The sequence below is a fragment of the Mesorhizobium sp. M0239 genome (genome assembly GCF_040321815.1).
GTDB lineage: Bacteria > Pseudomonadota > Alphaproteobacteria > Rhizobiales > Rhizobiaceae > Mesorhizobium.
This window is the reverse complement of sequence record NZ_JAMYSG010000006.1, coordinates 23,043-43,141: the sequence shown is the minus strand read 5'-3', so window position 1 is coordinate 43,141 and position 20,099 is coordinate 23,043. Positions and strand designations below refer to the sequence as shown.

The 20,099-nt window shown below is 62.9% G+C and carries 22 protein-coding genes; 13 read left to right on the top strand and 9 right to left on the bottom strand.

What is annotated here, in order from left to right; translation table 11 throughout:
* Window positions 1-37: 37 nt before the first annotated feature.
* Window positions 38-463: a DUF3775 domain-containing protein gene (locus NKI99_RS07435; protein WP_352610431.1), complete on the bottom strand. Its 426-nt coding sequence runs from the start codon at window positions 461-463 to the stop codon at window positions 38-40.
* A gap of 143 nt (window positions 464-606) precedes the next feature.
* Between NKI99_RS07435 and NKI99_RS07430 the strand changes: the two genes are divergently transcribed.
* Window positions 607-1,146, top strand: coding sequence for a tetratricopeptide repeat protein (locus tag NKI99_RS07430; protein WP_352610429.1), 540 nt, complete (start codon window positions 607-609; stop codon window positions 1,144-1,146).
* A 273-nt stretch (window positions 1,147-1,419) separates the two neighbouring features.
* Window positions 1,420-1,893, top strand: a complete 474-nt coding sequence (gene greA, locus NKI99_RS07425) for a transcription elongation factor GreA (protein WP_027039333.1) — start codon at window positions 1,420-1,422, stop codon at window positions 1,891-1,893.
* A gap of 55 nt (window positions 1,894-1,948) precedes the next feature.
* Here greA and waaC read toward each other — a convergent pair whose 3' ends face one another.
* From waaC to rfaD, 3 genes are read right to left on the bottom strand one after another with little or no spacing between them, the layout of a single operon-like run.
* On the bottom strand, window positions 1,949-2,926 hold the full coding sequence (gene waaC, locus NKI99_RS07420; protein WP_352440408.1) for a lipopolysaccharide heptosyltransferase I: 978 nt from the start codon (window positions 2,924-2,926) through the stop codon (window positions 1,949-1,951).
* A complete protein-coding gene (gene waaF / locus NKI99_RS07415; RefSeq protein WP_352440409.1) occupies window positions 2,923-3,930 on the bottom strand; it encodes a lipopolysaccharide heptosyltransferase II in 1,008 nt (335 codons plus the stop codon). The genes waaC and waaF overlap by 4 nt, the downstream gene beginning before the upstream one ends.
* Entirely contained in the window at window positions 3,903-4,871 is a 969-nt protein-coding gene (gene rfaD, locus NKI99_RS07410; protein WP_352440410.1) for an ADP-glyceromanno-heptose 6-epimerase, read from the bottom strand. The genes waaF and rfaD overlap by 28 nt, the downstream gene beginning before the upstream one ends.
* A gap of 147 nt (window positions 4,872-5,018) precedes the next feature.
* Between rfaD and NKI99_RS07405 the strand changes: the two genes are divergently transcribed.
* The 6 genes from NKI99_RS07405 to NKI99_RS07380 all read left to right on the top strand — a co-directional run bounded on the left by NKI99_RS07405 (window position 5,019) and on the right by NKI99_RS07380 (window position 9,198).
* A complete protein-coding gene (locus NKI99_RS07405; protein WP_023809741.1) occupies window positions 5,019-5,255 on the top strand; it encodes a type II toxin-antitoxin system Phd/YefM family antitoxin in 237 nt (78 codons plus the stop codon).
* The gene (locus NKI99_RS07400; protein WP_352440411.1) at window positions 5,248-5,661 is read left to right on the top strand and encodes a hypothetical protein; all 414 of its coding nucleotides are present in this window, start codon (window positions 5,248-5,250) and stop codon (window positions 5,659-5,661) included. The genes NKI99_RS07405 and NKI99_RS07400 overlap by 8 nt, the downstream gene beginning before the upstream one ends.
* A 36-nt stretch (window positions 5,662-5,697) precedes the next feature.
* Window positions 5,698-6,330, top strand: coding sequence for a LysE family translocator (locus tag NKI99_RS07395; RefSeq protein ID WP_352440412.1), 633 nt, complete (start codon window positions 5,698-5,700; stop codon window positions 6,328-6,330).
* A gap of 142 nt (window positions 6,331-6,472) precedes the next feature.
* Complete coding sequence (gene rfaE1, locus NKI99_RS07390) at window positions 6,473-7,966, top strand: D-glycero-beta-D-manno-heptose-7-phosphate kinase (RefSeq protein WP_023809739.1); 1,494 nt, start codon at window positions 6,473-6,475, stop codon at window positions 7,964-7,966.
* Window positions 7,967-7,973: 7 nt separating this feature from the next.
* Window positions 7,974-8,546: a D-sedoheptulose-7-phosphate isomerase gene (locus NKI99_RS07385; protein ID WP_352610426.1), complete on the top strand. Its 573-nt coding sequence runs from the start codon at window positions 7,974-7,976 to the stop codon at window positions 8,544-8,546.
* Window positions 8,539-9,198 carry an HAD family hydrolase gene (locus NKI99_RS07380; RefSeq protein ID WP_352610424.1) on the top strand — a complete coding sequence of 220 codons (660 nt, stop codon included), beginning with the start codon at window positions 8,539-8,541 and terminating at the stop codon, window positions 9,196-9,198. The genes NKI99_RS07385 and NKI99_RS07380 overlap by 8 nt, the downstream gene beginning before the upstream one ends.
* 4 nt (window positions 9,199-9,202) lie before the next feature.
* Here the strand turns inward: NKI99_RS07380 and NKI99_RS07375 are convergent, their stop codons facing one another.
* The gene (locus tag NKI99_RS07375; RefSeq protein ID WP_352610422.1) at window positions 9,203-9,997 is read right to left on the bottom strand and encodes a glycosyltransferase family 2 protein; all 795 of its coding nucleotides are present in this window, start codon (window positions 9,995-9,997) and stop codon (window positions 9,203-9,205) included.
* Window positions 9,998-10,248: 251 nt separating this feature from the next.
* Window positions 10,249-10,728 carry an Lrp/AsnC family transcriptional regulator gene (locus NKI99_RS07370; protein ID WP_023809735.1) on the bottom strand — a complete coding sequence of 160 codons (480 nt, stop codon included), beginning with the start codon at window positions 10,726-10,728 and terminating at the stop codon, window positions 10,249-10,251.
* A 247-nt stretch (window positions 10,729-10,975) separates the two neighbouring features.
* Between NKI99_RS07370 and trxB the strand changes: the two genes are divergently transcribed.
* Window positions 10,976-11,950 carry a thioredoxin-disulfide reductase gene (gene trxB / locus NKI99_RS07365; RefSeq protein ID WP_023809734.1) on the top strand — a complete coding sequence of 325 codons (975 nt, stop codon included), beginning with the start codon at window positions 10,976-10,978 and terminating at the stop codon, window positions 11,948-11,950.
* A gap of 79 nt (window positions 11,951-12,029) precedes the next feature.
* Window positions 12,030-12,926 (top strand): LysR family transcriptional regulator, encoded by an 897-nt coding sequence (locus NKI99_RS07360; protein ID WP_023809733.1) that lies wholly within the window; start codon window positions 12,030-12,032, stop codon window positions 12,924-12,926.
* Between the two features lie 177 nt (window positions 12,927-13,103).
* On the opposite strand, the gene NKI99_RS07355 is transcribed toward NKI99_RS07360, so the two are convergent.
* Together NKI99_RS07355 and NKI99_RS07350 are read right to left on the bottom strand one after the other, a co-directional pair.
* Complete coding sequence (locus tag NKI99_RS07355; RefSeq protein ID WP_023809732.1) at window positions 13,104-13,601, bottom strand: methyltransferase family protein; 498 nt, start codon at window positions 13,599-13,601, stop codon at window positions 13,104-13,106.
* Between the two features lie 719 nt (window positions 13,602-14,320).
* On the bottom strand, window positions 14,321-16,372 hold the full coding sequence (locus tag NKI99_RS07350) for an elongation factor G (RefSeq protein WP_352610420.1): 2,052 nt from the start codon (window positions 16,370-16,372) through the stop codon (window positions 14,321-14,323).
* 309 nt (window positions 16,373-16,681) lie between these two features.
* Between NKI99_RS07350 and NKI99_RS07345 the strand changes: the two genes are divergently transcribed.
* From NKI99_RS07345 to NKI99_RS07335, 3 genes are all read left to right on the top strand, one after another.
* Window positions 16,682-17,077, top strand: coding sequence for a (R)-mandelonitrile lyase (locus tag NKI99_RS07345; RefSeq protein WP_128303813.1), 396 nt, complete (start codon window positions 16,682-16,684; stop codon window positions 17,075-17,077).
* A gap of 182 nt (window positions 17,078-17,259) precedes the next feature.
* Window positions 17,260-17,757 (top strand): MFS transporter, encoded by a 498-nt coding sequence (locus NKI99_RS07340; RefSeq protein ID WP_352610418.1) that lies wholly within the window; start codon window positions 17,260-17,262, stop codon window positions 17,755-17,757.
* On the top strand, window positions 17,658-18,776 hold the full coding sequence (locus NKI99_RS07335) for an MFS transporter (RefSeq protein ID WP_352610538.1): 1,119 nt from the start codon (window positions 17,658-17,660) through the stop codon (window positions 18,774-18,776). The genes NKI99_RS07340 and NKI99_RS07335 overlap by 100 nt, the downstream gene beginning before the upstream one ends.
* Before the next feature lie 90 nt (window positions 18,777-18,866).
* Here NKI99_RS07335 and NKI99_RS07330 read toward each other — a convergent pair whose 3' ends face one another.
* Window positions 18,867-20,069, bottom strand: coding sequence for a pyridoxal phosphate-dependent aminotransferase (locus NKI99_RS07330; RefSeq protein WP_352610416.1), 1,203 nt, complete (start codon window positions 20,067-20,069; stop codon window positions 18,867-18,869).
* Between the last annotated feature and the right edge of the window lie 30 nt (window positions 20,070-20,099).

Sequence of the window (20,099 nt, the reverse complement as noted above, 5' to 3'; positions counted from 1 at the left end):
AGTTGCCTTGGTCTCATCACGAACGGTATCCGCTCCGTTACGCACCGATCGCTTCCAGCCCTTCCTCCAGCCAGTCGGCGAGCAGCGGCATGCCGAGCAGGTATTTTGCGGTGCGCTTGTTGGCGCGTTCGCGCGCGGCCGCCAGCGCGTCCGCCCATTCGGTTGCGTCGTAGTCGCCGCGACCGACCCAGGCCAGCGCGATCAGTTCGGCTGCTTCATCGACATTGAGGTCGTTGATCAGCTCACGCAGCTCTTCTTCGGTCAGATTCTCGGAGCTTTCCTCGGCAAGGCCGTCATGGTGATGGTTGACATGGGACTCGCCATCGAGTTCGATCTCGTGCTCGGCGCCATCGGCATAGTCTTCATTGACGGCCGCACTCAGCGCCTTGGCCTTGAGGATGAACAGGCGCACAGTGTCGGGGCCGATCGAAAGTTCCCAGTCCTTTTCAAGCCGCCGCTGCAAGGGCCGTCTCCCTCAGGTCGTTTTGCCGGATGATAGCGGATTTGCGGCATCCGTCACCTGATGTTCTCCCGCACGCAATTTTCCGGGATGAAACGCAAGCCGACCGGCGTTAGTGTTGCATTCTCACCCCCCAGGAGGTTTCGATGCATAAGAGAGTGCTGATCCAGGCTGCGACCGCGCTACTCGCGCTGCAGTTCCTCGCCGTTCCCGTATACGCCGCCGGCAGCGATGGCGGCGGCGGTGACGAAACCGTCACCCAATGCAAGAAGGGCGAGGTCTGGGACAAGAAGAAGAAAAAGTGCGTCGCACCTCAGGAAGGCATGCTCGACGACGACAGCATCTATGATGCTGGCCACGCGCTGGCGCTGGCCGGGCGCTATGACGAGGCGATCGCCGTGCTCAGCCTCGCCGCCAACAAGCAGGATCCACGCATCCTCAACTATCTCGGCTATTCGCACCGCCATTCTGGCCGCGTCGCCGTCGGCCTCGGCTATTACGAGGAAGCGCTGCGCATCGATCCGAACTACACGCTGGTGCGCGAATATCTCGGCGAAGCGCATCTGCAGATCGGCGATCTGGCCGGCGCCCGGCAGCAATTGATGGAAATCGAGAAGCGGACCGGCAAGGGTTCGCGTGAATATGGCATGCTGGCCGAGCAGATCGACCATTTCATGAGAAGCTGAAAAGATCCCAGGGCTCTTCCAAGCGGCCGCGAGCGATCGCGGCCGCTTTTTTGTTGCCCCCAGTCTCATTCACCGCCTGCGGCTGATGAAAACGGGGATGATTTTAGCAAAACCGATTTTTAGGCGTGAAAAACCCGCTGACATTGCTATATTCAGGGAAATTGCGGTGAAACGGTTCCGTTAGCCCGAGGCTGCCGGACCCGTTTTCTTTTTGTACCCATCGACAAGGCTTTCCCCGAAACGCGGGGGTGGCAGCAGGAAAGGTCAGGCATCATGAACAAGGTCCCGATGACAGGCGAGGGGTTCGCGTCATTGAAGGAAGAACTGCGCTGGCGCCAGCAGGAAGAGCGGCCGCGCATCATCGAGGCGATCTCCGAGGCGCGCTCGCATGGCGACCTTTCCGAAAATGCCGAGTATCATGCCGCCAAGGAGTCGCAGAGCCTGAACGAGGGCCGCGTCAACGAGCTTGAAGATTATATCGCGCGGGCCGAAGTGATCGACGTCAGCAAGCTCAGCGGTGACAAGATCAAGTTCGGCGCCACTGTGGTGCTGGTCGACGAGGACACCGAGGAAAAGAAGACTTACCGGATCGTCGGCGACCAGGAGGCGGACGTGAAGTCCGGCCGCATTTCGATCTCCTCGCCGATCGCGCGTGCGCTCATCGGCAAGGAAGTCGGCGACGCCATCGAGGTCAATGCGCCTGGCGGTGCCAGGGGGTATGAGATCGTCCAGGTGCAGTTCATCTAGAGCAATTTGAGGTGGGCGCGGCAGCGCTAGCCTTTCAATTCAATTATTGACTAAATCAACCGGTGCTGGCGCCGACTTTAAGCGCCAGCAGCCTTTCTGCCTCCGCCACCACCTCCGCCGGCATCACACGCCCCCTGGGCGGTGCCAAAAGCGTCGACGCATATTGCCCGCGAGGACCCGTCAACCCGGGCTCGGTTGCCAGGAACACCGCGACCGTCGGCAGGCCAAAGGCACTGGCGAGGTGAGTGAGCCCGGTGTCGGCGCCGATGACCAGTTCCGAGCGGCCGATGAACGCAGCGATGTCGGCCAGCGGTGACTTTGGCACCACAACTGTCGATGGCACTGCCTTGGCAATGGCTTCGGCCACGGCCTTCTCACGCTCGTTCGACCAGGTCGTGACCGGCGTCATCCCACGTTCAGCCAGCAGGCGGGCGGTTTCAATCCAGTCTTCGGCCGGCCATTTCTTGTCTTCGCGGCTGGTGCCGTGCAGCAGGAAGGCGGTTTTTCCAGAAGGGCCCGCCAGAGTGCCGGCGGGCGGCACGATGCCGGAGTCCAGGGTCGAAAGATCGGGCTGATAGCCGAGCGCCAGCCCGAACAGCCGCCGTGTCCGTTCGATGGCGTGCAGGTCGCGCGGCACGGGATAAGTGGCATCGTAGAACAGCGTCGCAGAAGGTTCGCGCGCGCTCGAACGGTCGAAGCCGGCAATGTGGGAGCCCACCTGTCTTGCCACCAGAGCCGATTTCAGGAGGCCTTGCGCATCGATGACGAGGTCGTACCGGCAATCGCGCAAGGTCCGGCGCAGGGCGGCCGCCTCGCGCCAGGTGGCGCCGTCGAGCAGCGCCTTGCGCCAGCGCCGGATCGCCACCGTATGAATCCGGTCGATCGCCGGGTGAAGCGCGACGATACCGGCAAATGCCTCTTCGACGCACCAGTCGAAGGTCAGGTCCGGGCGGTTGCGACGGGCATCCTCGACGGCCGGAAAGGTGTGAATGACATCGCCCATCGATGACGTCTTGACGATCAGCACCTTCATGCCGCTGCCGGGATGTCCAGCAGCCGCTCCGCCGCTGCTGCGACCTGGCCGACTTCAAGCGTCTTCAGGCAGTTGAGGTGGCCGAGCGGGCAGACCTTCTGGTGGCATGGCGAGCACGACAGGCTAAGCCAGACCAGTTCCCGGTGCTCAGCCAGCGGTGGCGTGTTCTCGGGCGAGGTCGAGCCGTAGACGGCGACGATCGGCGTGCCGACGGCGGCCGCGACATGCATCAACCCGCTGTCGTTGGACACGGCCAGCCTTGCGGCGGATATCAGGTCGATGGCGTCCTCCAGCCGCGTCTGTCCGGCGAGGTCGACGACGCCGGGGGCCAGGGCCGCGATCTCCGCCGTCACGTCGCGGTCGTTCTTCGAGCCGAACAGAGCGACCTTCAAGCCTTTGCCCATGAAATTGCGGGCAAGCCCGGCATAGCTTTCGCTGGGCCAGCGCTTGGCCGGGCCGAATTCGGCGCCGGGCATCAGGGCCACGAATTTTTGCGGCGCTAGGCCGAACCGGCCGAGCAGATCGACCTGGTTTTTCGTGTCCACGCTAAGCCGTGGCGCCCGGAAACCACCGCCCTGGGCAAGGCCGAAATAGGCCTGCGCGGTGCGTCGTTTGATGCTGTCGGGCAATGGCACGATGTCGGTCAACAGGCCATAGCGCATCTCGCGCAGGTTGCCGACCCGGCGCGGAATGCGGGCAAAGAACGGGATCAGCGCCGACTTCCAGCTGCCCGGCAGGATATAGGCGATGTCGTAGCGGCCGCGCAGCAGGCGGCCGAAGCGGCGGCGATGGGTGAATTCGAGCGCGCCGGGTTTGAGCGGAAAGTCGATCTGCTGGCGGATTTCGGGCATGCGCTTGACCAGCGGCGCTGCCCAGGCCGGCGCCAGCACATCGATGGCGGCGTTGGGATGCAACTCCTTCAGCGCCGAAAACAGGCACTGCGCCATCACCATGTCGCCCACCCAGCGTGGGCCGATCACGAGGATCGTTGGGCTTTCAGCCATTCGACATAGTCTCTGACACCGGTTTCCACTGTCCGGAATTGGCCATTGTAACCGGCCGCGCGCAAACGGGACATATCAGCTTGCGTAAAGCTCTGGTAGCTGCCCTTGAGATGGTCGGGGAAGGTGATGAACTCGATCTCGCCCTTGCCCAGCGTGTCGATCACTGTTTCCGCTATGGCGCGGAAGGGCTGGGCACGGCCGGTGCCGCAATTGAAGATGCCGCTTGAGCCCTGTTTCCACAGCCACAGATTGACGTCGGCGACGTCGCCGACATGGATGAAGTCGCGGCTTTGTTCGCCGGGCCCGAACCCGTCATGGGCGCCGAACAGTTTCGGGTTCTCGCCGCGTTCGACCTGGTTGAACAGATGGAAGGCGACGGAGGCCATGGCGCCCTTGTGCGCCTCGCGCGGGCCATAGACGTTGAAGTAGCGCAAGCCCACGACCTGTGAATGGTCGGTATCGAAGGCGGTGCGCCCGGCGAACACGGTTCGCCTGACGAAGTCGTCGAACAGCTTCTTGGAATAGGCGTAGACGTTGAGCGGCCGCTCGAGCGCCGGATCCTCGCGAAACTCCGAGCCGCCGCCATAGACGGAAGCCGAGGAGGCGTAGAGGAAGGGCACGCGCAGCGCCTGGCTTGCGTGCAGCAGCCGTTTCGAGAAGGCGTAGTTCACCTCCATCATGAACTTGCCGTTCCACTCGGTGGTGGTCGAGCAGGCGCCCTGGTGGAAGATGGCCTCGATGCGGCCGAGCGAGCCTGCCTCCATGCGGTCCAAGAAATCGTCCTTGTCGAGATAGTCGGCGATCTTGAGATCGGCAAGATTGGCGATCTTGTGACCGTCGGTAAGGTCGTCGACGACGAGGATGTCGTCATGCCCTTCGGCATTCAGCGCGGCGACGATGTTGGAGCCGATCATACCGGCGCCGCCCGTGACGATGATCATGAAGGGCCTCTGGTTGCTTGCGATTCCGGCCCTTATAGGGGAGGCTAGGCGGGCTGTCGATAAAGCCAGGCATGTGCCTGTCCTGCCATTTTTATGGGCTTGTCTGTTTTGTCTGTTTTGTCTATTATGGACAAAACGGGACATCCCATGAAAAACTATCCATCGACCGATCTGAAACAGAATCTTGGAGATGTGCTTGCAGCTGCCAGCCAGCAGCCGGTCTCCATCACTCGCCACAACAAGCCGAGATACGTCCTGATGAGCATCGAGGCCTACGAAGCGCGCTTCGGCAACGACAGCCGCCGCGTCTACGCTGCGGAGGATGCCCCGACCGAACATGTCGAGATGCTTGAGGAGTACGCCGCGGAATTGGACCGTGATTAAACCCGCCGCTGCGGACGTCTGGCGATATCCATATCTTTGGCATCGCCAACACGGAGACGGCGAGACCGAAGGCCGGAAGTCACGGCCTGTAGCCTTTGTGGCTGTCCTTCCTGGGAAAGCCGGCGGTACGAACCTCTTCATCCTTGCAATCACTTCCACGCAGCCGGGCCGTGATCGCGTTGCCGTCAGCATCCCGGAAATTGAACGCCACCGTGCGGGCCTCTACCCTATGCCCCTTTGGGTCATGGTCGACGAGTACAATCATGATATCCTGGAAGCGTCAGCCTATTTCGAGCCGGGTGCGCGAATCGGCGCGTTCAGCCCGTCATTTCACAAGAAAATTATGTTCGCTTTTACTGCGGTTGTCCGCACGGGTCAGTCCAAAGCCATCCCGCGCGCGGACTGAATCGACAGAACAGAGCACGATCGTGAGGGACCAAAAATGCCATCGACCGAACTGCTCATCGCGTTTTTCGCCACCACGGCGATCTTCGCCTACATTCCAGGGCCGGCCATGCTCTATGCCGCCGCGCAGACGATGGCGCGCGGCCGCTGGTCCGGCCTGACGGCGGCACTTGGCATCCATCTGGGCGGCTACGTGCATGTTTTCGCCGCGGCTGCCGGGCTGTCGGTGCTGTTTCATGCCGTGCCGACCCTCTACCAGGCGGTCAAGCTGGTCGGCGCGCTCTATCTGATCTGGCTTGGCGTCTCGCTGTTTCGCAAGCGCGCGGACGGCGATGCGTCGCTGCCTGCCATCGAGCGCAAATCGGCACGGCGCGCCTTTTTCGAGAGCATCACCGTCGAGGTGCTCAATCCGAAGACAGCGATCTTCTTCATGGCGTTCCTGCCGCAATTCATCGACGCCTCGGCGGCGTTTCCGGTCTGGCTGCAGTTCGTCGTGCTCGGCACGATCGTTAATCTGATGTTCTCCTCGGCCGATATCGTCTGTGTGTTCCTGGCGGGCGCCGTGATCGGCCGTTTGCGGCGTTCGAGCCGCGCACAGCGGCTGATGCAACGGGCGGGAGGAGCTGTGCTGGTCGGGCTGGGCGTCCATGTCGCCCTGCAGAAGAGCTGACCGCCCGAGCCTGCCGGGATCATGCCTGCCGTTGCGCTGCGTGAATTTGCGGTATATCGGCTTTCGCCATGAGCGATCCGACCAGTCGATTGATGAGCACTTATGAGATTGAAATCGGCCTTTTCCCTGTGTTGCCAGTGACATGATCAAGCACAATCCGCCTTCTCCCGAACCGTTGCACCGCGCCATTGCGCGGTTCGGCCAGGCCACCGTGCTGGTGGTCGGCGACTTCATCCTCGATCGTTTCGTCAACGGTGTCATCGAGCGGATCTCGCCGGAGGCGCCGATCCCGGTGCTGCACGGGCGCGGCGAGACCTCGACCATGGGCGGTGCCGGCAATGTCGTGGCCAACATCGTTTCGCTTGGTGCTGCCGCTGTTCCCGTCTCGGTCATCGGCACCGATGTGGCAGGCGATAGCCTGGTGCGGATGCTCGGCGAGCTTGGCGCCGATACGGCGGGCCTCGCGCAGGAGCGTGGTCGCATGACCTCGTCCAAAAGCCGCTTCAGCGCGCTCAACCAGCAGGTGCTGCGCTTCGACGAGGAGGAAATCAAGCCGTTGGGTGCTGCGGAGCGAGCCGGCCTGATCCGGCATTTCCGCGCCGCACTGACGCGCGCCGACATCGTCATCCTGTCCGACTACGGCAAGGGCATCCTGCTCGACGGCGTCGCCGGCGACTTGATCGCCATCTGCCGCGAGGCTGGAAAGCCGGTGCTGGTCGACCCGAAGGGCCGCGATTATGCGCGCTATGCCGGGGCGACCGCCATCACCCCCAACCGCAAGGAACTCGGCGAGGCCGTCGGCCATGCGGTGTTCGCCGATGACGAGATCGTGGCTGCCGCACGCGAGCTGATTTCGGCACATGGTTTCGATTTCGTCGTTGCGACGCGCAGCGAAAAGGGCATGAGCGTGGTCGGTCCCGACGAGGCGCGCCACATCGCCACCCAGGCGCGCGAAGTGTTCGACGTTTCGGGCGCCGGCGACACGGTGATCGCGAGCTTCGCGCTGGCGCTGGCCGTGGGCGCCGATACGGTCATGGCCGCTTCGATCGCCAATGCCGCTGGTGGCGTCGTGGTGGGCAAGCGTGGCACCGCGCGGCTGACGGTCGAGGAACTCACCGGCGCGCTGTTCCGTTCACATGGGCCGACCGCCCACAAGGACGCCATCCTCGATGCCACATCGGCCGCCCGCATGGTGGCGGCGTGGAAGGAAGAGGGCCTGAGCGTCGGCTTCACCAATGGCTGCTTCGACATCCTGCATGCCGGCCATGTCAGCTTGCTGCACGCGGCGCGCAGCCAGTGCGACCGGCTGGTGCTCGGCCTTAACAGCGATGCCTCGGTGCGGCGACTGAAGGGCGCCGGGCGCCCGGTCAACGACCAGCACGACCGCGCCTGCGTGCTGGCAGCACTTGCCTCGGTCGATGCGGTCGTGGTGTTCGAGGAAGATACGCCGCTGGCGCTGATCGAAGCGCTGCTGCCCGACATACTGGTCAAGGGGGCCGATTACACGGTCGACACCGTGGTCGGCGCCGATGTGGTGCAGAAGGCCGGCGGACGCGTCGTGCTGGTCGATCTGGTCGCCGGAAAAAGCACCACCAACACCATTGGCAAATTGCGCGCCGGCGGCACCACAAACTGAGGGTTTCATGTCCGAGTTGAACGATTATCTTGTCCGCTCCGCGGCTGCCATATCAGCCATGGTCGAACGGGACCTGACCGGTGAGATGGGGCGGGCAGCGAGCGCGGTGGTGACGGCGCTTTCGTCGGGGAAAGCCTTGCTCATCGCCGGCAATGGCGGCTCGGCCAGCGACGCCATCCACATTGCCGGCGAACTGGTCGGCCGCTTTCTCAAGGAGCGCAAGGCCTACAATGTCATCGCGCTGCCGGCCAATGCAGCGGTGCTGACCGCCTGGGGCAACGACTATGGATTCGACATGGTTTTTTCGCGCCAGGTCGAGGCGCATGGCTCCGCCGGCGGGGTGCTCCTGGCGATCTCGACCAGCGGCAATTCGCCGAGCATCCTTGCCGCCGCCGAACAGGCGCGGAGGATGGACATGACGGTGATCGGCATGACCGGCGACACCGGCGGCAAGCTGAAGCCTCTGTCCGATATCCTGCTCAACGTGCCGTCGACCTCGACGCCGATCATCCAGCAGGGGCATCTGTGCCTTTACCATCATTTGTGCGAGGTGGTCGAAGCGCGCCTCAGCAATGGCTGATCCCCCGACCTCTGGCCGCTATCCGCTGGCGGAGCCTGGCCTATGGGTCGAGCAGGTCGGCTCAAGGGTGTTCGCCGCCGGCTCGCCGGCGCTGTTCCTCGATCGCGACGGCACCATCAATGTCGATACGGGCTATCCGGATGATCCTGCCGAAATGGTGCTGCGCGCGGACATAGCCGCGGTGATAGCCGCCGCCAACCGGGCCGGCATTCCGGTCATCATCGTCACCAACCAGTCGGGCATCGCGCGTGGCTATTTCGGCTGGGGCGATTTCGCTGCCGTCAACGGCCGCGTGCTCGAGCTGCTGCGCGCCGAAAATGCGTTCGTCGATATGGTCGTCGCCTGCGCCTATCACGAAGCTGGCACCGGTGTGCTTGCGGTCGCCGATCATCCGATGCGCAAGCCCAATCCGGGCATGCTGCTGGAGGCGGCCGGGCGCCTCGGGCTCGATCTGCGGCGTTCGCTGATCGTCGGCGACAAGGAGGCCGACATGGAGGCGGGACAACGCGCCGGCCTCGCGCAGGGCTGGCTGGTAGACGGGCAAGCAGCTGTCCGATCGGGCTTCACAATTCAGCCTTGGTGCGCCCGCGCGGATTTCGACGGCCTGCTCGCCGCAATAGCTGCGCTTGGCACCGCCTCGGGCGCGCCGTGACGGCTTACATCCGATCTTTGTCTCGCCAGGCTTCATAAAGCTTGGCCTCTGTCGCGAACGAATACAGCATCACCAGCATCGAATAGACGAACCCGTGCCGGCCGCACAGGAAGTAGCGTTTGGCCAGGTAGAACTTCAGGAAGTTGCCGAGAGGCGACAGCACCAGTCTTATCAGGCCGGGCTTCTTGGCTCGTTCGACAAGCGTGGCAACCTTGAGGCTGGAGTAGGTGTTGGCTCTTGCCAGATCCTCGGCAATGGTCATTTCGCGGCGATGCAGCAGCACGCCATTTTCTATCGTGCCGGTTTCGCCTGGCACCTCGAACGACTCATGGACCCGCAGATTAAGGTCCATCGTGGCCTTGTCGCGGCGGAAAAGACGCAGCAGCCTGTTGTGAAGCACCCAGCGGTGCGCATAGCCATAGCCCTTCAGCTTGTCGCGGCGTCTGATGTACCATCCGTCGAAGGCGTCATTCCCAAGCTGGGTCACATTCATGATTGACTGCCTGAGCACGTCGTCGATGGCCTCGTCGGCTTCAATCGAAAGGCACCATGGTTGCGTGGCCTGATCGAGCGCGAATTGCCGCTGACGAGGAAAGCCCGGCCAATCGTTGTGAAACAGCCTTATCGGGTAGCCTTTGGCGATGTGCCCATTGACGACGTCCAGAGTGCTGTCCGTCGAGCCCGAATCGACGACGATGATCTCGGCGCAGAAATCGACGCTTTCCAGGCACTCGCCGATCATTTCGGCCTCGTTCATGCAGATGACCAGCGCCGAAACCGGGCTAGAAAATCGAGTCATCGTCCCACCCCACGGCACACTGTTCTCGGAATTGGGCTGCCCTGCGCCACCTGTTTACGCAATCCCGAAAGCGCTATGCGCTTTTCCCGGGAAAACCGTTAGATACTTTTTCTGGAATTGCTCTAGGAAACCAACAAGACGGCTACGGCAGAAATTCCGGCTTCACAGGAGAGCTATCGAACGCCAAAGCGGCGCTGATATGGCGAGGCGTTCAAGCCGCATCGGCGAAAGCCCGCTGCGGTTCAACCGGCTCAAGGCTGTGCGAACGAGACCAGCCCTTCGTCCTTGACCCGGCGGATGGTGAGCGCTGTTCGCACCGTGTCGACATTCGGGGTCGAGGTCAGTTCCTCGATGACGAAGGTCTGGAAGGCGCCAAGGTCGCTCGCCACGCAATGCAGCAGGAAATCGGATTCGCCCGACACCATCCAGGCGTCGCGTACGATCGGCCAGCCGCGGGTGCGCTCGGCAAAGATGCGCAGCTCGGCATCGGCCTGATGATGCAGGCCGACCAGGCAGAAGGCAACGACATCGAGGCCGAGCGCTGGCGCATTGAGCAAGGCACGGTAGCCACGGATGATGCCGGCTTCCTCCAGGCGCTTGACGCGGCGCAGGCATGGCGGCGCCGAAATGCCGACGCGGTTCGACAGTTCGACATTGGTCATGCGGCCGTCGCCCTGCAATTCGCGCAGGATCTTCCAGTCGATGGCGTCGAGGTCGGCCTTGAGCGGCATGGGGGTTCTCGATCATCAGGGGCAATACGCAAGAATCTTGCGTGATTTTGTAATTAAACGACTTCGCTGTCCATTCCTCCTTCGCCCGGAATATTTCACGGGATCAGCGGGCGACAGGTGTGACAAAGCTTTCCGGGGACGAACTCCAACTTGCCTTGCTGGCGTCGTGGGCAACACTTACATTACGCGCGACAATGATCGAGTTTTCCATGCCGCAATTGCCGGCAGCCCTCCGCAGAGGCTTTAGATGACCACCAAGCACGCGCCCGTTCTCATCATCGGTTCCGGTCCGGCCGGCTATACGGCGGCGGTCTATGCCGCCCGCGCCATGCTGAAGCCGATGCTGGTCGCCGGCCTGCAGCAGGGCGGGCAGTTGATGATCACCACCGATGTCGAGAACTATCCCGGCTTCGCCGACCCGATCCAGGGTCCGTGGCTGATGGAGCAGATGCTGAAACAGGCCGAGCATGTCGGCACCGACATCATCAACGACATCATCACCGAGGTCGACCTCAACGTGCGACCGTTCCGTGCCAAGGGCGATTCCGGCACCACCTATACCGCCGACGCGCTGATCATCGCCACCGGTGCGCAAGCGAAATGGCTGGGCATCCCGACCGAGCAGGACTTCATGGGTTTTGGAGTCTCGGCCTGCGCCACCTGCGATGGTTTCTTCTACAGGGGCAAGGATGTCGCGGTGATCGGTGGCGGCAATTCCGCGGTGGAAGAGGCGCTCTATCTGTCCAATCTCGCCAAGAGCGTGACGGTCATCCACAGGCGAAGCGATTTTCGCGCTGAACGTATCCTGCGCGAGCGGCTTCTGAAGAAGGACAATGTCCGCGTCATCTGGGACACGATCGTCGACGAGATCACCGGCCGGCCCGGCAAGACGCCGCTGCCGCCCTCGGTCGAGGGGCTGAAGCTCAAGCATGCGGTGACCGGCGAGGTGTCGCACCTCAAGGTCGACGGCGTGTTCGTGGCCATCGGCCATGCGCCGGCGGTTGAACTGTTCGCCGGCAAGCTCAAGCAGAAGCCGAACGGCTATCTGTGGACGGCGCCGGATTCGACCCGCACCGATGTGCCGGGCGTGTTCGCGGCCGGCGATGTGACCGACGATATCTACCGCCAGGCGGTGACGGCGGCGGGGCTTGGCTGCATGGCCGCACTCGAGGCGGAGAAGTATCTGGCCGGCATCGAAGTGCATCGCGAAGCGGCCGAGTAGAGAGTTCAGAGAGCGGCTTAGAAACGCCGTGTAAAAGCCTGATTTTTCATTCAGACGCCAAAACAGAACGAGGGGAATCATGGCGTTGGACTGGGACAAGCTACGCGTGTTTCACGCTGCGGCGGAGGCGGGGTCGTTTACCCATGCGGCCGAGACATTGCATCTGTCGCAATCGGCGATCTCGCGGCAGGTCAGCGCGCTCGAGCATGATGTCGGCGTGCCGCTGTTCAACCGCCACGCCCGCGGGCTGGTGCTGACCGAGCAGGGTGAGATGCTGTTTCGCACGGCGCATGACGTGCTGATGAAGCTGGAGACCATCAAGTCCCGGCTGACCGAGACCAAGGATCGCCCGTCGGGCGTGCTGCGGGTGACGACGACGGTGGGGCTGGGCGCCGGCTGGCTGACCGAGCGGGTACAGGAATTCATCGAACTCTATCCCGAAATCAGCCTGCAGCTGATCCTCGCCAACGAGGAACTCGATCTCACCATGCGCCAGGCCGATTGCGCCATCCGGCTGCGCCAGCCGCAGCAGCCGGACCTGATCCAGCGCCGCCTGTTCACCGTGCATTTCCACCTCTACGCGGCCCCATCCTATGTCGCCAAGCATGGTAAGCCGTCTTCCGTCGCCGAGCTGAAGGCCCATCGCATCGTCACCTTCGGCGTGCCGGTGCCGTCGCATCTGTCGGAGCTGAACTGGCTGGAAACGGTCGGTGATTTCGAAGGCGGACAAAGGGTGCCGACGCTGCAGATCAACGACATATTGTCGATCAAGCGTGCGGTGCAGGGCGGTGCCGGCATCGCCATGCTGCCCGACTATGTGATCAGCAAGGACTCCGATCTGGTGCAGCTGCTGCCGGAGACCGAGGTGCCGTCTTTCGACACCTATTTCGCCTATCCCGACGCGATGAAGAACCAGGCCAAGCTGCATGTGTTCCGGGACTTCATCATCGCCAAGGCCCGAAGCTGGTCCTTCTGAGGGCATGCCGATATTCAAGTGAGGCCGGCCCGCGAATGGCCGCTTCCTGCGCTTCCCCGTCTACCGCATCGCGGTAGAACTGTGCTCACGTACTTAAGTACGCTCCGCTCCGGTTCTCGGCAGCCACCATTCTCGACTCGGCCTGACCTGAATCTCAACGCGCCCTGCGATGGTGGCTCAACCACGCCAGGGCGACAGTCGAGGCAGCCAGCCCGGGACGTTGCGGCGGTAGGTGTCGTATTCGGCGCCGTAGCGGTGAGCCAAGGTCGGCTCCTCGTAGAACCGCACGAAAGAGCCCATGACGATCGCGCCGATGACTGCATAGGCGACAAGCGCCCAGCTCGAGAACAGCAGCGCCTGGCCGAGGATGATCGACAGCACGGCGACATACATCGGGTTGCGGACATGGCGGTAGATGCCACCGATCACCAGCCTCTCGGTCGGGGCGACCGGTGCGGGTGTGCCCAGGCCCTCAAGCGCAAAACGGCCGAAGGCATGCAGGAGTGCCGCGACCGCGGCGACGATCAGAAGCCCGCCGACAGGGACAAAGCCCGGCAGACCAGACCACGGCAAGCCCCAGCGATCGGTCAACAGCCAAGGCACCAGCCCGGCAACCACGCAGGGCGCCGCGATGAAGAAGGCCGCACTGCCCGCGATCGCCGAAAACGTCCGCATTGGCTGCTTCCTCCCCGATTGCCTTAGAAATGCACGCCTGCTGCCCGCTTCCACATCATTGCCCAGTTTTGGCATTTCGAGCCGACAGCCAGCCGAGATTGGCGATTCTGTAGTTGCAATTGCCCGATTCAGCGCTCCATTTCGACGATTTTGCTGGTCCTATTGGCTTCTGGAATGGGTTAGACCACAGCCTGCGTCTTTTTGCATGTGTGTGTTGCAAAATAGATGCTTGTTTCTTGGGCATGATGAGCACATATATAGATCATCTCCTGGGCGCGTTCTCCTCCCATTAGCGCCCTCGAGTGTTCCCCTCTGGAGGTTAGCCTTAACAGGCACTCCAATCAAACTCAGCCGGATCTTCATTGATCCGGCTTTTTTGTTGCCTGTGCCCTGCTGGGCCGGCCAAAAATTCCATCACAATTGCCACGTAACGGTGACATGTAACCTCTGGTAACATATCCCGGACGCTCGCGACCTGCTATGTAGATCATAGGACGCGGTGTGGTTCGGACGGGAGATGGGGGCATCACTCGTACGGCCCGGGCTCAGGCGGCTACCGCGTCCGAACCGTTTTTCCGCCGAACACGGCGGTACCAAATGCGGCGGACCTGACGTTTTACCTCCCAAGGAAACGGTCCGCGAACAAAACGACGTCCGGCCCCGCCGGACGTCGTTTTCTCTTGTTCCCCCGAATCAGGTTCGAGAGGAACGCCACGCCATCAGGCAGCCTTGCCGTTGGTGTTCATCGCCTCGTCGGCCAGACGGCCGGTGAGTTCGGCCATGTGGTCGAAGACGGCACGATAGCTGGCAACGCCCGCGGTCGCGGAGCGCAACTCGATGATCAGGTCGCCGATCTCGGCTTGCGGCATGGTTGCCTCGACGACATCCCATCCCGGCCAGTCGGGCCGCGCGTCGTAGCCGAGGATCTGACCGCGCCGCTGCGGGATGAGAGCGATGATCTTCGAGGTGGCGTCGGAGGGGGTGACGATCTCGACCTTCATCACGGGCTCCAGGAGCACCGGCAAGCACGCGGCCATGCCTTCCTTCATCGCCAGCCTGGCCGCCATCTGGAAGGCCATGTCGGAGGAATCGACCGCATGATAGGAGCCGTCCGACAGGTTGACTGCGACATCCACGACCGGAAAGCCCAGCGGCCCGAATTTCAGATAATCGCGCACCCCGGTCTCGACCGACTGGATGTAGGTCTTGGGCACGACGCCGCCGGTAATTGTATCGGTGAACTGGAAGCCGGAACCGCGCGGCAGCGGCTTGATCTCGATCACCACGTCGCCGAACTGGCCATGGCCGCCGGACTGTTTCTTGTGACGGCCGCGCTGCTGCGCCGATTTGCGGATCGTCTCGCGATAGGGCACCGCCGGCGGATGGCCTTCGACCGGTATCTGGTTCTTGCCTTCCAGCCGCTCGCGCACCACGCGCAGATGCATCTCGCCATGGCCCGACAGCACGGTTTCGGCCGAGTCCTGATTGTGGCGCAGGCTGAGCGAGGGGTCCTCCTCGGCCAGCCGCTGGATGGCAGCCGACATCTTCACTTCGTCCTTGCGCTCCTTGGGGCGGAGCGCGAAGGCGAAGACCGGCTGCGGCGGCTCGAACTGGACGAGCGGCTTGGTGCCGCCCTTGGCCGAGCTCAGCGTCTGGCCGGTCTTGACCTCGTCCAGCTTGCCCAGTGCCACCGTGTCGCCGGCCTTGGCGATGGAGAGCTTGGACTGGTCCTTGCCGAGCATCCGGTAGATGCCGGAAACCTTGGCGGTGTCGCCGCCGGGCAGCCAGAGTTCGGAACCGTCGACGACCTGACCGGAGAGGATGCGCGACACCGACAGCTTGCCGCCATGCGAGGTGTGGATGGTCTTCATCACCTGGACCAGGGTAGCCGCGCCGTCGGGTGCACCGAGCCGTTTGCGGGTCGCCTCGATGTCGGGCGCGTCGTGGCGAATCGCCTTCAGGAGGCGCAGCACGCCGTTGCCTTTCTCGGCGGTGCCGATCAGCACCGGGATCACCGCACCGTCGCGCAGGTCGGCGGCGAGGTCGTCGAAGATCGCGTCCTTGGGCGGCTCGATCTCCTCGAGCAGCTGTTCCATCAACTGGTCATCATGGTCGGCCAGCGTTTCCAGCATCGAGAAACGCGCTTCGAGCTCGCGCGCCTTGTCGTCGCCGGGAATCTGCGCCACCTCGCTTTCGGCATATTCGCGATAGATGTAGGCGCGCTCCAGCGCCAGGTCGATCGAACCAATGACGACGCCGTCCTTGCGCAGCGGAATCTGGCGCAGCAGCAACGGCACGGCACTGGCCGGCTGCAGCATCTTCAGCGTGTCGCGCACACCGATGATTGCCTTGTCGACCTTGTTGAGGAACAGAATGCGCGGCACGCCGAGATCGTCGAGCTTGCGCATGATCAGTTGCAGGGCAGGGATCTTCTTTTCGTCGGCCTCGGCTACGACCACCGCGAGGTCGCAGGCGGCCAGCACCGGCTCGGCCTCGAAGGAGAATTCGATGGAACCGGGACAGTCGACGAAGGTGATCTGCTCGCCCATGAACTCGGTCGTGGCGACCGTCGCCTCGACGCTCATGGCGTGGGCGCGCGCCTCGGGCGAATGATCTGAAACGGTGTTACCTGATGAAACGGGATTTTGTCGGGGAATTGAGCCCGTACGGGCCAATATGGCTTCGAGAAGTGTCGTCTTACCGCTTGCGAAGGGACCGACTATGGCAATGCATTTCGGTCCCGTGCGTCGTCCTCCGGCGCGAGTACCCATGACTGACCTCCACTCAGGCGTTTCCCGTAGGACCGACTGGCATGTATGGTTCAGGCTTGGTCAATCGGTCCTGAGCGGCGGCCGGCCTGTTCGACCGTCGCGGGCGGGTTCTTTTCAAGTGCCACCTGCCCAAAGCCATCGTCCCACTTGTTTGCCGGCAGGGCAAGAAAAATAGAAACCCTTTGCTCGGCCGTGGACCGTGCGGATCATATGCTGGGCTGGCAGCCGGAAGCTGTTGCACGTCGACCGATATCGGCCGAAACTGAAAACAGGCGATCCGTCGCCCGCTGTTTGAAGGACCATCGACCCATGAAGATCATTGCCTGCGGCAGCGTGCCGACCGTCATCGCACCGGAAAAATACTTTACCGGCCGGGTGCTGCAGACGCCGATCATCGAGAAAGAGGCGCCGGCGCGGCTGCGGGCCACGCTGGTCAGCTTCGAGCCGGGCGCGCGCACCCACTGGCATACGCATCCGCTTGGCCAGACGCTTTACGTGACGGTGGGCGCCGGGCTTGCCCAGACGTGGGGCGGCCCGGTCCAGGAGATCAGGGCCGGCGACGTCATCTCGTTCGCGCCTGGCGAAAAACACTGGCATGGCGCGGCGCCGAAATCGGCGATGACGCATATCGCGATGCAGGAGGCGCTCGACGATGTCCATGTCGATTGGCTGGAGGGGGTGACATCGGAACAATATGGCGGCTGAATGCTCAGTCCGCAGGAAGCCGGCTTCTCTTCCAGCCGCTACATTTTTAGAAGAGGGCGACTCGCGGCGAGTCCCGTATCGTGGCGCAGGCCATGCTCAATCGCCGGATCGACAGCGCCATGCCGCCCGTTCAACTGACCGTCGGTCAGTGATGATTGCGAAACTCACGTCCGGACGTAGCCATGTCAAAGCACCGTCTGCCCCTGGTCGCCGCTGTCTATCTTGGTTCGTTCGTGGCTCTGCTCGACGTCAGCATCGTCAATGTCGCGCTGCCGACCATCCAGCAGGCGTTGCAAACCGATTTCGGCGGCCTGCAATGGGTGGTCGACGCCTACACGCTGTGCCTGTCCGCCTTCATGCTGTCGTCCGGCCTGATCGGCGACCGCTATGGCCGCAAGCGCTCGTGGCTGGCCGGCGTCGGCATCTTCGTGGCCGGCTCGCTGATCTGCGCCGTCGCGCCCAATCTGCCGGTGCTGCTGGCCGGCCGAGTGGTACAGGGCATCGCCGGCTCGCTGCTCATTCCAGGCGCGCTGTCGATCCTGACGAGGCCTTTCCCGATGCGCGCCAGCGCGCCGGCGTCATTGGCGGCTGGGCGTCGTTCGCTGCCATCTCTCTGCTCGTTGGTCCCGTCCTCGGTGGCATCCTGGTCGAGACCGTCGGCTGGCAAAGCATCTTCCTGATCAACCTGCCGCTTGGCTTGATCACGATCGCGCTCGGTGCTGCTTCGATCAACGAGACGGCGCATCCCGAACATGCCCATCTCGATCTCGTCGGCCTGGCTCTCAGCATCCTGTGGCTGGGGGCGCTGACCTTTGGCCTGATCTCGGCCGGCGAGAATGGCTGGGGCGAGCCAAGGACGGTCGCGGCGCTCATCGCCGGCGTCGTCGGCCTGGCTGCTTTCCTCGGCTTCGAGGCGCGCACGGCACGGCCGATGCTGCCGCTTGGCCTGTTCCGTGACGTTCGCTTCGCCGTCGCCAATGTCGCTTCGTTCGCGCTCGGCTTCACCTCCTATTCCAGCGTCTTCTTCTTCTCGATGTTCCTGCAGCAGGTGCAGGGCTGGTCGCCGACGCAGACCGGCCTGCGCATGGCGCCGGCCTTCATCGTTCAGATCGTGGTGTCGCCATGGATCGGCAGGCTGAGCGCGCGCTATGGTCACTCCGCGCTGATGACCATCGGCTATGTTGCTATCGGCCTGTCCATGCTCGGCATGTGCTGGGCCGGTCCTTCGACGCCCTATGCGATGCTGTGCCTTCTGTTCGCCATTGGCGGCCTCGGCAATGCGCTTGCAATCCCGACCGGCAGCGCTGCCGCCATGTCCTATGCGCCGCGCGAACGCTCGGGCATGGTGTCGGCGGTCATCAATGCCACCCGCCAGAGCGGTCTTGCCATCGGCATCGCCTTGCTCGGCGCCTTGATGAGCATGCGGGCGACCAACCTTTTGACCGGGTATCTCGGCGACGCCGGTGTCGCCGACGCGGAAGCGGTGGCTCGTGCTGCAATTTCGCGGCATGATTTCGCAACCGATGCGGCGATGGGCGAAAGCGGCGTGCATGAACTCTATGCTGCCGCCTATGCCGGCGGCTTCCACGCCGCGATGCTGACGGCAGCGATCGGCGCGTTCCTCACCGCCGCACTGCTGGTTGCCGTGTTGGCGCCGGCCGAGGCGCGCTCTGCCAAAGAGACCAAGCACGAGGCGTGAGGCTGACGACCCATTAAAAACGGCGGTGATGAACTGACCCCCGAAAGTTGGATACAACCTTCGGGGTTTTTCGCGTTCATAGTGCGTCGGTCAGGTCAGCGAAGCCGTAAAACGCTGGATGCGTGTGCAGGCTTCTTCCAGAAGCCTCTCCGAGGTCGCGTAGGAGATGCGGAAGTTGGGCCCAAGGCCGAAGGCCGAGCCGAACACCACCGCGACGCCCTCGGCTTCGAGCAGTTCCGAGCAGAAGGTCTCGTCGGTGTCGATCAGCCTGCCAGCTTTGGTCTTCTTGCCGATCAGCTGGGCGCAGGAGGGATAGACATAGAAGGCGCCTTCCGGCGACGGACAGGTGATGCCGCGTGCCTGGTTGAGCATCGACACGACAAGGTCGCGCCTGCCTTGAAAGATCGCCTTGTTTTTGGCGATGAAATCCTGCGGGCCATTCAGCGCCTCGACGGATGCCCATTGCGCAATGGTGCAGGCGCCCGATGTCTGCTGACCCTGGATCATGTCCATCGCCTTGATCAGTTGAACCGGACCCGCCGCATAACCGATGCGCCAGCCGGTCATTGCATAGGCTTTCGACACGCCGTTCATGGTCAGCGTGCGCTCGTAGAGCTTAGGCTCGACCTCGGCGATGGTTTTGAAGACGAAATCGCCATAGGTCAGGTGCTCGTACATGTCGTCGGTCAGCGTCCAGACATGCGGATGCCTCAACAGCACGTCGGCCAGTGCGCGCAGTTCGGCCTCGGTATAGGCAGCGCCGGACGGGTTCGACGGCGAGTTCATCAGCAGCCATTTGGTCTTCGGCGTGATCGCCTTTTCCAGCACGGAAGCGGTCAGCTTGAAGCCCTCGTCGATCGAGGTGTCGGCAAACACGGAGGTGCCGCCGCAGATCGCCACCATCTCGGGGTAGCTGACCCAGTAGGGGCGAGGAATGATGACCTCGTCGCCGGGGTTCAGCGTCGCCATGAAGGCGTTGAACAGGATCTGCTTGCCGCCGGTGCCGACTATGGTCTGCTCGGGCTTGTAGTCGAGATTGTTCTCGCGCTTGAACTTTTTTGCGATCGCCTCGCGCAGCGGCACGATGCCCGAAACCGGCGGATACTTGGTTTCGCCACGGTGGATTGCCTCAATCGCCGCATTCTTGATGTTGTCTGGCGTGTCGAAATCCGGTTCGCCGGCGCCAAGCCCGATAATGTCACGGCCGGCATTTTTCAGCTCGCGCGCTTTCTGCGTCACCGCGATGGTGGCGGAAGGCTTCACGCGGGAAAGGGTGTCGGCAAGAAAGGCCATGAGCTTGACGTCTCCATGGAAGATCGGCGC